At 38.1% G+C, this 13,954-nt stretch carries 9 protein-coding genes; all 9 read left to right on the top strand.

The window, feature by feature from the left end:
• Positions 1-150: 150 nt before the first annotated feature.
• The 9 genes from HXT20_RS05540 (at position 151) to HXT20_RS05500 (ending at position 13,899) form a co-directional block, all read left to right on the top strand.
• Positions 151-1,626, top strand: a complete 1,476-nt coding sequence (locus HXT20_RS05540) for a hypothetical protein (RefSeq protein WP_422114312.1) — start codon at positions 151-153, stop codon at positions 1,624-1,626.
• Between the two features lie 586 nt (positions 1,627-2,212).
• Positions 2,213-3,556, top strand: a complete 1,344-nt coding sequence (locus tag HXT20_RS05535; protein WP_020760201.1) for an ABC transporter substrate-binding protein — start codon at positions 2,213-2,215, stop codon at positions 3,554-3,556.
• A gap of 133 nt (positions 3,557-3,689) precedes the next feature.
• Positions 3,690-4,577, top strand: a complete 888-nt coding sequence (locus HXT20_RS05530; protein ID WP_004573746.1) for a carbohydrate ABC transporter permease — start codon at positions 3,690-3,692, stop codon at positions 4,575-4,577.
• Positions 4,578-4,705: 128 nt separating this feature from the next.
• Positions 4,706-5,479: a carbohydrate ABC transporter permease gene (locus HXT20_RS05525; RefSeq protein ID WP_020760477.1), complete on the top strand. Its 774-nt coding sequence runs from the start codon at positions 4,706-4,708 to the stop codon at positions 5,477-5,479.
• 84 nt (positions 5,480-5,563) lie between these two features.
• Complete coding sequence (locus tag HXT20_RS05520) at positions 5,564-6,613, top strand: LacI family DNA-binding transcriptional regulator (protein WP_004116267.1); 1,050 nt, start codon at positions 5,564-5,566, stop codon at positions 6,611-6,613.
• Positions 6,614-6,662: 49 nt separating this feature from the next.
• Positions 6,663-8,783 carry a glycoside hydrolase family 36 protein gene (locus tag HXT20_RS05515; RefSeq protein ID WP_285060154.1) on the top strand — a complete coding sequence of 707 codons (2,121 nt, stop codon included), beginning with the start codon at positions 6,663-6,665 and terminating at the stop codon, positions 8,781-8,783.
• Between the two features lie 757 nt (positions 8,784-9,540).
• Complete coding sequence (xylA, locus tag HXT20_RS05510) at positions 9,541-10,890, top strand: xylose isomerase (RefSeq protein WP_004116263.1); 1,350 nt, start codon at positions 9,541-9,543, stop codon at positions 10,888-10,890.
• Positions 10,891-11,110: 220 nt separating this feature from the next.
• The gene (locus HXT20_RS05505) at positions 11,111-12,223 is read left to right on the top strand and encodes a sugar-binding protein (protein WP_116772978.1); all 1,113 of its coding nucleotides are present in this window, start codon (positions 11,111-11,113) and stop codon (positions 12,221-12,223) included.
• Positions 12,224-12,354: 131 nt separating this feature from the next.
• Complete coding sequence (locus tag HXT20_RS05500; RefSeq protein ID WP_032836432.1) at positions 12,355-13,899, top strand: sugar ABC transporter ATP-binding protein; 1,545 nt, start codon at positions 12,355-12,357, stop codon at positions 13,897-13,899.
• Positions 13,900-13,954: the final 55 nt, after the last annotated feature.

The following is a 13,954-nucleotide window of genomic DNA, read 5'->3' as shown; positions in this document are numbered from 1 at the left end:
TGACTTTTTTAAACGGGGGGGGGGTATGTTAATAACAGCTGCTAGCTAGATGCTCTAGATGGTGGTTATCCACAATGTTTTGAATGTTGTTGGATGTTTAAAATTTTTCTTCGTGTACCTGCACGGAGGAGAAGAAGAAAGGAAATTAAAATGATGAATAAGAAGGCTATCGCCGCTTTCGCTGCTGGCGCTACTTTGCTTGCTGGCTTTGCAATGGCAACCCCTGCAATGGCTAGTGAAGAGACTGAGCATCTTCATGATCAACTCACTGTGATCCGTGCTCAAAAGGATGTTCACAAGGCTCAAAGAGAGCTTAATAAGGCTGCTCGTAGACTTGCTCTTGCTAAGGGTGAGCTTGCTGTTGCAAATGGTCGTTATACTGCTGCTAAGGCTGCTTCTGATGCCGCTGATAAGGCTGTTGAGGATGCTAAGAAGGCTAAAGATGATGCTGCTTCTGCTTACGCTGAGAAGAAACTTAAGGGTGATACTAATAAGACTAAGAACTTCGATGAGTGGAAAACGGCATATGATACCGATGATGACGTTAAGGCTGAACGCGAAAAGCTTACTAAGGCTGTAGAAGCTGCTCAGGCTAAGGTTGATGCTTCGAATCACTCTTATGTTGGTGCTAATGGAGTCACTGTAAAGAATAAGAAGCTTAGTGAAGTAACTGAAGCACTTAAGACTATTGCTGATACTGCTCAGGCTAATGTTGAGACTGAACAGGCTTTGTTTGATGCTGCTCAGACTACTCTTAATTTTGATCAGCAGTATTTGAAGCTTTTGACTGGTGGAGATGTTAAGCCAGATCAGACCAATCCTGATCAGACCAAGCCAGATCAGACTAAGCCTGATCAGACCAAGCCAGATCAGACTAAGCCTGTTCAGACTGCTGATCCGTCTAAGTCTGCTGCTTCTGCTGAGTTGATGCGTACTCAGGTTGTGTTGGCTGAGGCTGATGCTACTAATAAGGATGCTCAGGATAAGTTTGTTAAGGCTAAGGCTGGTTTTGAGGCTGCTAAGACTCAGATGGCTGCTTTGGATGCTCAGGTGAAGTCTGCTGCTGATCGTGAAGAGGCTCTTCGCGTGGCTGGTAAGACTGATACTGATGCTTACAAGGCTGCTGTTATTGATTTGAAGGCTGCTCAGTCTAGGGCTAATGCTTATAGGACTCATGAGTATGCTGATGCTGAGAAGAATTTCGTAGAGAAGAGTGGTAAGGCTTTGCTTGCTGCTACTGCTTATAATGCTGCTCTTGTGAATTATCGTGCTGCTTATAATAAGGCTGTTGAGGTTGAGGCTTCTGCTGTTAAGGGCTTTGCTGATCCTAACACTTTGAACCCAGTTTCTACTGATTTCCCTGCTGCTCCTGCTGCTGCTAAGGCTGAGGCTAAGAAGGTTGAAGCTAAGGCTGAGGCTAAGGCTCAGGCTGCTGCTCCAGCCGCTGTTGCTGGTAAGGCTGCTGCTAAGGGTGAGCTTGCTGGTATGGGCACCAAGGGTGGCAATGGCCATGGTGGTAAGGCTGGCGAGAAGCTTGGTAATGCTGGTGTTGGTGTTGCTTTGACTGCTTTGGCTGCTTCTATGCTTGCTGGTATGGGTGCTGCTGTTCGCAAGATGCGTCACTAAGCATTATTTACCACCTTATTTAAGGTTTGCGCTCAACGACTAGTGTGGTGTTTTGTAGGGAAGCATCACACTGGTTTATTCCCGATTCTCTTTGGTTTTATTGTTTTAACATTGGTTTGCTATTGTTTTTCTTTTCTTCCCAGTGTTGATTCGTTTAGCTTTTTGGGTTTTGGGTGTTGAGTGTTGTTGCTTTCGGTTTTGTTTGCTACTAGGGGCTTGCAAAACCGAAAGCATTTTTTTGTTTTTAAGGGCTTATTGTGTGTGATAGCTTTCATAATTAATACTCTATGAGTATTATTTTCTCGATAGATGAATTTAAAAATTAATTTTTATATAAATTTTGAGCTTTTAATAATAATTATTGATTTTAATGGTGCAACGATTTTTATTTGAAAACGTTTTCAAATTTATTATTAAGTTTATCGTTAACTGCAATAAAGCCATTATATATAAAGAAAAAATCATATTTTTATTATTTTTATTATTTTGGTAGCGCTTTCAAACAATATGCGTTACTATAAAGGTGTCACAAGCTTTGTCGAGTGGCGTATGAGTTTATTGCCAAGAAGGTTCAAAGGAGAATTCAATGAAAAGGCAAACTATTCTACAGCTGGCATTAGTTGGTGTACTCAGTCTAGGATTGACTTTGTCGGGATGTGGTAATCCTGCTGCTATGAGTAATAATTCTGATGAGTCTACAACTTCTGCAAATTATTGGCCGAATGCAAATAGGAAATTATCAGGAGTTAAGCTGACTTTTTGGGTTGGTCAATCTGATAATAAAGTACCTGTGCGTGTTATAAAAGATTTTGAACATGCTACTGGCGCAAAAGTTGATTTACAAACAATTCCAGACACTTATGAAAATAATGTACAAACAAAGATTACTACTGGAGATATGCCAGATTTGGCAACTTGGGAACCTACAAATTCCATGCTTGCTGGGTTTGTTAGTACAGGAAAATTACAGAAGTTGGATCACGCTCCATGGGTTAAAAATTATGCGTCTGGTATTTCTGATTTAGGAAAAACAAAGGGTCATCGATATGCAGCTTTAATATCCCCGGTTAATGTTATGGGCGTTTGGTACAACAAGAAAGTATTTGAAAAAGCTGGTATTACTGATCTTCCTAAAGGATGGGATGGGCTGCTCGAGGCTGCTAAGAAAATACAAAAGACGCATGCAGCACAGTCTCCATTCTTCGAAATGGGTGGTTCTCAATGGGGTACTCAGTGGGGTGTTCAGGTTCAACTTGCAGAATCGGCTCGTGCTGGACTTTGGGATCGTGTAAATAGCGGCAAAGAGAAGTTTACAGACAAGATCATTATGACTGCTATAAAGAATTATAAGAAGTTATTTGATGATGGATTGTTTAATAATGATGCTGGTTCTGCAACGCTTAATGATCAAGCTGCAGCATTATTTGAAGGCAAAGCAGGTATGATTTTTGGTAATAACGCTCAATTTAATATTGCTGCTGCATTAGCCAATAATGATAAGAAAGTTATAGATGATACTTTAGGGTTCTTGCCGATTTCTGCTTCTGGTAATATCTCGTCGTTGTCTCCTGGAGCTTCAAGCGCAGTAGTAGCTTTCAAGACTGGTGACGCGCAACGTGAATCTGCAGCACGACAATTCTTGAATTTCTGGATGTCTGTTGGTTATAAGAATTTTGTTAATGATCGTAACCTTGTTTCCGCTCTTAAGACTGTTGACTCTCCGTCAACTGTTCCTCAAGCTTTGATTGATGCTGCTAATTCTATTGGTCATAGTGCTCCATCTATGCAGTCAGCTGCTATTGCTAATCCAGATCTTTATTTGAATCTCGCTAACATGATAAATGGAACTGTGAATCCAGAACAAGTAGCTAAAGCAACGCAAGATCAGTTTGCCCAGATTGCAAAAGCCCAGGGTGCAAAAGGATTCTAACAGAGTTTTGATTCTTAAAAATATTCATTAATGAGGTGATTAAGAGATTTATTTTTTAAATCTCTTAATCACCTATAGCGGGTATTGAATTATATTCATCTGTCTGCGTGAAGTTATTTGAAAGGTATTTATTATGGGTACTCATAGTAGTTTAATGAGAAAAAATTACCCCTTAGCTTTTTTGATTCCTGCAGGTGTTATGCTGACAGTTTTCTTTATTGCTCCAACAATTATGAATTTTGTTTATGCATTTACTGATTGGTCTGCTTTTAAAAATACTATTAATTTTAATGGTTTTGATAATTTTCTTTCATTATTCCAAAACGGAATCTTAATGAAAGATATACAAATAACATTGTTTTATGCCATATGTATTGCTATTTTTCAAAATGTATTTGGATTATTCTTGGCTGTTTTGTTAGAAAAGGATACTCTGTTAAATAGATTAGCAAGAATAATGTTTTTTATCCCTGTAATTATGTCTGCATTAGCTGTTGGATATATTTGGCAGGCAGTTTTAAAAAATTCAGGTGCGCTAGATCAGATTCTCTCAGGTATATTTGGTCATAGTATAACTACTGGATTATTGGCTAATACCCATACTGCAATCATTACAATTGCGTTCGTTCAAGGATGGAAGTGGATGGGTTTGTCAATGCTTATATTCCTTGCAGGATTAAAAACTATTGATTCAGATGTTCTTGAAGCTGCTTATATTGATGGTGCAAGTAGCGGTCAGATTTTCTGGAAAATTAAATTCCCTCTGTTAGCTCCCGCATTCACGTTTAATGTTGCGACAAGTTTACTTGGTTCATTAAATGGATTCGATATGGTGCAGGCTATGACAAAGGGTGGACCTGGTGGTTCTACAGAAATTCTTAACATCTTTATTTGGCGTACATTTGGGCAAGGATTATATGCTCAATCGACAACAATGAGTATGATTCTTTTCATTTTAGTAGCACTTATTGCTTTACCTGTTATATATATTCTACGCCGTAGGGAAAGGAATATTTTCTGATGTTAATGCGTTTGTTAAATTTATGTTTTCGCAATCAGACGATTGTAAATTCCAATAGTTCTGTTAGATTATCAAAGATTAATCGCGTTGCTCGACGTGTAGTTCATGATATTTTTGTAATTTTTATCATGATTATATTTCTTGCAATTCCATTTTGGCTGTTGATAATTACCGCTGGTAAAACACAGAGTGAAGCACTGAAACTTAGTATGTCTGTTCCTAAACAATGGCATTTGCTTGAAAATTTTTTGACTGTTATACGTGATGGGAAAATGTTAGCGGCATTTTTTGGATCTATAATTGTTACATTACCATCTGTGTTTATTGCTATATTTGTCGGGTCAATGGCTTCGTGGGTTTTAGCAAGACGTGCAACTAAGCCTGTTGCAGCTTTGTATGTTGTAGGTATATCTGGGCTAATATTGCCTCCTGCCGTAGTTACAGTAATGATGCTGTTGAAAATGATTGGTCTTTCTGGAACTGCAGTAGGAATGATTTGCGTTTATGTTGGTATTTATTTGTCTACAGTTATATTCTTTGTAACTGGATTTATTCGTACTATACCTACGGCTTTAGAAGAATCGATGAGGGTAGATGGTGCTTCGCCTATTAGAATATTCTTCATGCTAATTCTTCCGCTTCTTGCACCAACAATTGCTACTGCAACCATTCTTCTTATACTCTATATATGGAATGACGTTTTTTACGCTCTATTTATACTTTCTGGAAAGATGAGTACATTGCCTCTTAATTTGTATAATGTTGCTAGCGCTGGATTGTATCTTAATAATTGGCATTTGATTTTTGCGTATATAGTTCTTATGAGTCTGCCATTGCTTATAGTTTTTGGTATAGCACAGCGAAAGATAATCAGTGGTATTACTGGAGGTGCAGTAAAGTAGTAGCTGCTATTTGTGGTTGCATTGGTTGTTAGATTTAATTAGTAGTTTTAATATTAAATTGTGGTTTTGATGGGAGATTATATTGTGACAAAGAGGTCGAACAATAATAATAAACCGCCATCTATTAGTGATGTGGCTAAGCTTGCTGAAGTATCTACATCGTCTGTATCTAGGTATCTTAATCATTCTGAGAGTTTAACGCCAGCTAAGAGGGAAAGTATTGCTAATGCTATTAAATTACTTGATTATCATCCGTCATTGCTTGCGCAAGGTTTAGCTTCAAAGCGATCTAATGTAATAACATTTTTCGCTGGTCAAGATTTACTATATGGCGTTGTTGGTTGCATAAAAGGCGTTGAAAGAATAGCTTCGCAATCAGGAGTTGTGGTTAACGTTATTTTGTTTGATGAGCATCAATCTCCTTATACTCTTAAGCAATGTATTAAGTCAGCATTAAGTACTAATCCATTGGGAATAATAATTGATCAACCTCGATATGGAATAGCGTGTGATGAAATTATCAGAAATGCGCAGAAAGATTTACCAATTGTTCTTATTGGTGGGAATAGACGTAAGGGACAGTATCAATTGTTCACTCACGATGATCAGGGTGGATATGCGATAACAAAATATTTGTTATCTCTTGGATCAGATACTGTCTATTATGTTGCGCCTCCAGAAGAAGATGAAGAGCAAACTAGGCAATCTGGTTGGAAAAAAGCCTTAGAGGAAGCTGGAGCAGTAATACCAAATCCATATAAAACCTCGTGGGATCCATTAGATGCTGAAAAAATTGGTGTATCTCTTGGCAGGCGCAATGATGTAACTGCTATTTTTGCTGGTAATGATGAAATTGCTTTAGGAGTTATGCGTGGTTTATATTCAGTTGGTAAACATGTTCCTGAAGATATAAATGTTATTGGATTTGACGATAACCCAATTGCTAGATTATCTGTTCCAGCATTAACGACATGGCACCAAGATTTTGAACTTTTTGGAGCTTATGCTGCTCAGATAATTCTAGATCAGTCAAATGGTAAAGCAGTAATAGATAAAGATGAGCCACATTTTATAGGTCATAATACAGAGCAATTAGTTATTCGTGAATCTACTCGTTATCGTAAAAATGGATAGTTTATATGGCTTTTGTGTTGCTAGTGGTTAATCAGGTGAAAGAATAAATATGATGTTGAAAACTAAAATTTTTACAAATAATGGGATATCGGTTATTTATCGAAATATAGGTTGCGATAACGTTGATTTTATATTGGTTCCAGAGAAATTTGCCGATAAAGCAATGCGTGATGATTGCAAGCCAGAACCATTAATACAAGCGAAAATCGTTGGTGATTCTTATCCAGATGGTTTCGCGCAAGGCAGAACAATGAGAAATTCATCTACGGTGCAGGGCATGCATTTCGTTTCTCAGAATTGCGTTATGAGAGGCAAATCTTCGTTTATTACTACAGTATTAGAAGACAGTAGACATGTACAGTATATTCATAATTTGCAATTTGGAGCTTGTTCGTCAACTATAGAGATCACTACAGAAGTAAAAAATTGTGGAAATAAACCCGTTACGTTAGAGATGTTGTCGAGTTTTACTTTAGGTTCTCTATCGCCATTATTGACAGGTCTTGCAGCAGAAAGCATGAGAATACACAGACTTCATAGTACTTGGAGTGCAGAGGGACGTTTAATCACAGAAAGACCAGAAGATCTTCAGCTAGAGCCTGATTGGCAACAGCATAGTGCAAATTCTTTACGGTTTGGAAGTGTAGGGTCTTTCCCCGTGAGAGAGTGGGCTCCTTTTATTGCAATAGAAGATATTGTAAATAATGTTACATGGGCTGTATCAACAACTCATGCTTCTAGCTGGCAGATGGAAATATATAGGCGCGATAATGGTCTTTCTATATCTGGAGGTATTGCAGATCGTGAGTTTGGTCATTGGATGCATACAATTAACCCTGGGGAATCTTTTACTGCTCCTTCTGCTATCGCAACTGTAGTGCAAGGTGGAGTTGACTTAGCATCTCAATGTTTATTGGAACATACTCGTGAGAATTTATCTCTGCCGAAAAATGAGAAGGCATATCTTCCTATAATTTTTAATGAATATTGCTCAACATGGGGATTGCCTACTGAGAAAAGTGTTCTTTCGCAATCTAAAATAATAAGTAAGCATGATATTGACTATGTTGTTATTGATGCTGGTTGGTTTGATCATGAGTCGTTTGATACTGCAATAAGGTTCGGTAAATGGTGTGTTGATAAACAATCTTTTCCTCACGGTATGAAATATGTTGTAGAAAGGCTTCATAACTTAGGTTTAAAAGTTGGAATATGGTTTGAATTTGAAGCAGTGGGAGAAGATGAAGAATCCTTATTCAATCGTACGCAATGGCTGCTTAAAAGGGATGGTGTTCCTATAACGTCAGGGCAACGTCGTTTTTGGGATATGAGAAATAAAAATGTAAGAGAATACTTACGTGTGCGAGTAATTGATTTCTTGAAAGAAAATAAAATTGATTACCTTAAAGTGGATTACAATGACTCTATAGGCATAGGTTGTGAAACCGTAGATTGCGATTATAGGTGTGATTATAACTCTCTTGGTGATGGTCTTTACTCGCATATTCAAGCTACTATGTCTTTCTTTGATGAAATACGAAAATCTTTACCTAATCTTGTTATTGAAATATGCTCAGCTGGTGGTCATAGATTAGTTCAATCTTTTATGCAAATTGCTTCAATGGCCAGCTTCTCTGATGCACATGAATGTATTGAATCTCCTATCATTGCAGCCAATATGCATAGGATGATTTTGCCGAGACAATCGCAAATTTGGGCAGTGATGAGGGAAAATCTCGATGAGAATGCTGTCATTTATAGGCTTTGTACGGGTTTTCTAGGTAGATTGTGCCTATCTGGGGATGTTGAAAGTTTATCTGATTGGCAATGGAGGTTAATAGATAAGGCTATAGGTCTGTATCAAAAAATTAATAAAACAATTGATCGCGGTATAAGTAGTTGGATTGGTAGTGGAATAGTCAGCTATCGTAGTCCTAAAGGTTGGCAAGCAATCATAAGGAAACCTATGGATTGTAATAATCCTCTATTTGTTGTGCTGCATACTTTTGCTAAATCACCTTGTAAAGTTATATTGCCTATTCCACATCAATTTGTGGATAAAAATATAGAAACTTTTATGTCAGAAAGTATAAAAATATCGTTCGATGGCGATAGCTTGTGTATAAGTAATCTTCATGATTTTGAAGCGGCTGTTATTGTTTTTGACTAAAATGAGAAAATTTTGCAGGGGTTAATATAGCGTTTAAAAATTGATATGTTTTTAATAATTCGGAATTAAGGGTTTATATATGTGACTTATTGATTCATTGTCATCGCGGCTACGAGTGATTTATGGTGGACAGTATAAGTGGCAAACCAAAATTCTCGTAGCTTTCTCCTATAGGGCGGCATGAAGTTTGTGTTTTACATGAGCTTCATGCCGCTTTGCTTGTATTTGTGCATGTTTTGTGTTGAATCTGGTGTAAAGTGTGGTCATGCTGCTCGCGCGGTTTAAGCACGCTCACGTCTTCGCTGCACGTAAAGTCCACTGGACTTTACGTTTGAGCGGCTCAGCGAATCGAAGTGCATTCGCGTGCTGCGCGTTAAGCTCGAAGTCGTAGATTCGCCCGCGTTTGTTCCCAAAATCGCCAAATGCGTAAACGAACACGGGCAAGTATTCCCGCATTTGTTTCTATATTTGCTAAAAAAGGGAACAAACGCGGGTTTATGTTCTTATGTTTTGACCTTTTGATCATATTGTTGTGTATTTGGTATCGTATAATTCATTGATTTTGTGTGCAATTTACATTTGTGAGTTATCGGTCCATTGGCGTGTGTTGCTTGCTGATTTAATTAAGCTATTTTTCTAGTCTCAAGTAAATTTGTAAGAAACGCCGAAATAGTAAAATCATTTGACAAACTTAGGTTAATCATTTTACTATATTGATATCGGCATGAAGTCGTGCTGGTTTGAGCAAAGGAGCAATATGAGTTTATGGAATATTGATAAGATCGAATATGTAGGTAGAGCGCAAGGTCCAAAGGAGGGTCTAGCTTTTCACTACTACGATGCGGATAGAGTTGTAGCTGGAAAAAAGATGAAAGATTGGTTGCGCTTTGCTGTTGCATGGTGGCATACTTTCGACCAAACTCTTGTTGATCCATTTGGAACTGGTACGGCTCATAGACCGTATTATGGCAAATATAGTGATCCTATGGATGAGGCTTTAGCTAAAGTCGATTATGCATTTGAGCTTTTCCAGAAATTGTCTGTGGGATATTTCTGCTTCCATGACCGCGACATAGCTCCAGAAGGCGATACTCTTCGTGAAACAAATCGCAATCTCGATCGTGTAGTTGATAAAATTGAAGAGAACATGAAGTCAACAGGTATTAAATTGCTATGGAATACCTCATCTCTGTTTACAAATCCTAGATTTGTGTCTGGCGCTTCAACATCTCCATTTGCAGATATTTATGCATACTCTGCAGGTCAGCTAAAGCATAGTTTAGAGATTGGCAAACGCTTAGGTGCTGAAAATTATGTATTCTGGGGTGGTCGTGAAGGATACGAAAACCTGTGGAATACACAAATGAAGCGCGAACAAGAACATATGGCAAAATTCTTCCACATGTGCCATGATTATGCGCAGGAAATTGGTTTTGATGCGCAATTCTTGATTGAGCCAAAGGCTAAAGAGCCTACGATGCATCAGTATGATTTTGATGCTTCGACTGCAATCGCATTCTTGAGAACATATGATTTGATGGATGTATTTAAGCTGAATCTCGAAGGTAATCATGCTAATTTAGCTGGTCATACTTATCAACATGAGATTCGTACTGCTAGAGAAGCAGGTGTTCTTGGATCTTTGGATGCAAACCAAGGCGACAAGCTTATTGGGTGGGATATGGATGAATTCCCAACTGATCTTTATGAAACTTCAACTGTAATGTGGGAAGTTTTGCAAGAAGGGTCGATTGGTCCTCATGGTGGTCTTAATTTTGATGCTAAGCCACGTCGTACGTCTTTTGATGCTGAGGATTTGTTCCGTTCTCATATTGCTGGTATGGATTCATTTGCAGCAGGCTTATTGGTCGCTGCAAAAATGCATGAAGATAAATTCATTGAGAATTTACAGGCAGATCGGTACTCTTCATACGATTCTGGTATTGGATTAACTGTAGAAAATGGCACAGCCAGCTTGTCATCTCTTGAAGAATATGCTTTGGATATTCCTCAAGAAAAGTTGATCGCTGCAACTAAATCTGATCATCTTGAATCAGTGAAGGCAACGATTAACAATTACATTATTGATGCTCTAAGAGAAGGGTGATTCAAACTGTATCTAGTATAACTGAGTAAAAGTGTGAATATTTAATAACAAAATATTTGTTAGAGTTATTGCGTCATTCTCTTCCTTCCTCCTAACTTGGCGTGTCGCTCTGATTTTTCGGGGTGACACGCTTGGTTGTATGTAAGTATTTGAAAAAGATATTTTACAATTTGTCGTTATTTACTAAATAATATTCCGTTCAAAGCCGAAAGGGATAATGATGAAAAAGTGGAAAAAGATCATTGGTATCGCTGGTGCGTTGGCTATGTTGTTGCCATTTGCTGCTTGTGGAGCTCCTTCTACGCGTGGTGGTGCTAGTGGGGCTGCTAATAAGAGTGGAAAGATTAGTGTTGGAATTTCTATGCCAGAACAGCAATTGGAACGCTGGCAGATTGACGGCGAGAATCTTAAGAAAGAACTTGAGCATTTTGGCTATAAGGTCACCCTGCAATATGCTGATGGTAAAACTGATTTACAGTCTTCTCAAATTCAGAATATGGCAAATCAAGGTGCAAATTATGTAGTTATTGCATCAATCGATGGAACTGCTACTGGTGCTGCTGCTGAGCTTGCTGAGTCTAATGGTGCAAAAGTTATTGCCTATGATCGCTTGATTATGAACACCGATGCTGTTGACTATTATGCTACATTCTCTTTGACAGATGTCGGTCGCATGCAGGGAGAGTACATTGTAGACAAGCTTGGTCTTAAAGAAGGTAAAAAGGGACCATTTAATGTCGAATTGATGTCTGGATCTCCAACAGATAATAATGCTAGATATTATTATGAAGGTGCTTGGAAAGTGCTAGAGCCTTATTTTAAATCTGGTGTCTTGAAATCTAAGTCCGGCAAAGTTCCAAAGAGTCTTGATGATTGGAAGTCAATAGGTATTGACAATTGGGACAGGCAAAAGGGACAGGCTGAAATGGAAAACCGCATTAATTCCTTCTATAACGATGGTACGAAGTTAGATGCAGTTCTTGCTCCAAATGATGCTATTGCGTTGGGTACTGTTAACGCTGTTGAGTCTGCTGGATGGAATTATTTCCCAATTATTACTGGTCAAGATGCTGAAAAGGCTAATGTTGCTGCAATTGTTCAAGGCAAACAGACTATGACAGTGTATAAAGATACGCGTAAGCTCGCTAAGGCTACAGCAAAAATGATTAAAGATCTTGTTGATGGTAAGAAGCCAAATACAAAGGATGTCTTTAATAACGGTAATAAGGATGTTACTTCTATGCTTCTGTCACCAGTATCTGTAGATAAAACGAATGCCAAGAAAGAGCTTGTTGATTCTGGCTATATTTCGGCAGCTGATGCTGGTTTGTGATACTAGTCGAGCACTCGGCTGCTAATCAATTATGTAGCTGAGTGCATTTGATACTGGTTCAGTTACGACAATATCGTATTTCATTAAGAAAGGAAAAATCAGTGACTGACAAACAAGATGTCATCCTTGAAATGCGTCATATCGTGAAACGTTTTGGTTCGGTTACAGCGCTTGAAGACGTAACATTGAAAGTTCGACGTGGACAAATATTTTCAATATGTGGAGAGAATGGCGCTGGTAAATCGACGTTGATGAATGTTCTTTCTGGTGTATATCCTCATGGAACGTATGAGGGAGACATTATTTATGAAGGTAATGTTTGTAAATTTAAAACGATTCGTGATTCTGAGGCAAAAGGAATTGTTATCATTCATCAAGAGTTAGCTTTAGTGCCGTATATGAGTATTGCTGATAATATTTTCCTCAGCAATAGGATTAAAAAGGGAATTGCTATAGATGATACTGAACAATATCGTATTGCTCGCGAAGTTATGAAAACTGTTGGATTGGATGAAGATCCAAGTAATCTTATTGCTAACATTGGTGTCGGTAAACAACAGCTTGTTGAGATTGCAAAAGCTTTGACTAAAGATGTAAAGCTTTTAATTCTTGATGAACCTACTGCAGCCTTAAATGATGAGGATTCTGCAAATTTGCTTCATCTGATTGATCGTTTGCGTCGTGAGCGTGGTATTACAGCTATTATTATTTCCCATAAACTTAATGAAATAGCTTATATTGCTGATGCTGTACAAGTGATACGTGATGGTAAGACAATTACTCATATTGATGTTGATGATCAGCATCCATTGGATCAAGATGAGTTGATTCGCCATATGGTAGGTCGTCCTCTTACTAATAGGTATCCTGAGCATGTTGCAAAAATTGGTAATGAGGCTTTTCGAATAGAACATTGGAAAGTGCATCATCCGTTGGATGAAAAACGATTAGTTGCTAATGATGTTAGTTTCAATGTGCGTAAGGGTGAGATTGTTGGCTTAGCTGGATTGATTGGTGCAGGACGAACTGAAACTGCGATGAGTGTTTTTGGTCGGCAATATGGCACTAATGCATCTGGTAAATTGTACTTAAGTGGCAAAGAGGTTAAATTCAATTCTGTTCGTTCTGCAATTGATCATGCTGTGGCATACGCTACAGAAAATCGTAAAGTTTACGGATTGAATTTATTAGCTTCTATTCGAGAAAATACGTCGTTAGCTAATTTAAAGTCAGTTAGTAATCTGGGTGTTATTGATAGACATAAGGAAGCGAAAGTTGCTGAAGAATATCGTCACGATTTTCGTATGAAGTGTAACACTATTGAAATGCCTGTTGGCAATCTTTCGGGTGGTAATCAGCAGAAGGTTGTATTGGCAAAATGGGTGGCAACTCAGCCTAAGCTTCTTATCCTTGATGAGCCTACGCGTGGCATTGATGTAGGCGCTAAGTATGACATTTATGAGATTATCGACAAGTTAGCGGATTCTGGTAGTGCAATAATTGTTATTTCTTCGGAATTGCCAGAATTGCTTGGTATATGTGATCGTATATACACGATGAGTCAAGGCAAAATTACAGCTTGTTTGAATGCTCATGAGACAAATCAAGAAGAATTAATGAAGTATATGACTTGTGATGTTCCATTGGAATATGAGAAGTCATTTACCGTTGAATAGTTCAATCTATCAGATTTTATTAGTAATTAAACTTCGCATCGTTGCGTAGCAAAGA

This window comes from Gardnerella sp. DNF00109 (genome assembly GCF_049262845.1).
GTDB classification, from domain to species: Bacteria; Actinomycetota; Actinomycetes; order Actinomycetales; family Bifidobacteriaceae; genus Bifidobacterium; species Bifidobacterium vaginale.
Note: the sequence above shows the minus strand (reverse complement) of the source record. Positions and strands in the feature narration are given on the sequence as shown.

What these genes read in the sequence shown, in the direction of transcription:
- HXT20_RS05540 (WP_422114312.1), top strand. Translation starts at nt 151, where the DNA reads ATGATGAATAAGAAGGCTATCGCCGCTTTCGCTGCTGGCGCTACTTTG.
- HXT20_RS05535 (WP_020760201.1), top strand. Translation starts at nt 2,213, where the DNA reads ATGAAAAGGCAAACTATTCTACAGCTGGCATTAGTTGGTGTACTCAGT.
- HXT20_RS05530 (WP_004573746.1), top strand. Translation starts at nt 3,690, where the DNA reads ATGGGTACTCATAGTAGTTTAATGAGAAAAAATTACCCCTTAGCTTTT.
- HXT20_RS05525 (WP_020760477.1), top strand. Translation starts at nt 4,706, where the DNA reads ATGATTATATTTCTTGCAATTCCATTTTGGCTGTTGATAATTACCGCT.
- HXT20_RS05515 (WP_285060154.1), top strand. Translation starts at nt 6,663, where the DNA reads ATGATGTTGAAAACTAAAATTTTTACAAATAATGGGATATCGGTTATT.
- xylA (WP_004116263.1), top strand. Translation starts at nt 9,541, where the DNA reads ATGAGTTTATGGAATATTGATAAGATCGAATATGTAGGTAGAGCGCAA.
- HXT20_RS05505 (WP_116772978.1), top strand. Translation starts at nt 11,111, where the DNA reads ATGAAAAAGTGGAAAAAGATCATTGGTATCGCTGGTGCGTTGGCTATG.
- HXT20_RS05500 (WP_032836432.1), top strand. Translation starts at nt 12,355, where the DNA reads ATGCGTCATATCGTGAAACGTTTTGGTTCGGTTACAGCGCTTGAAGAC.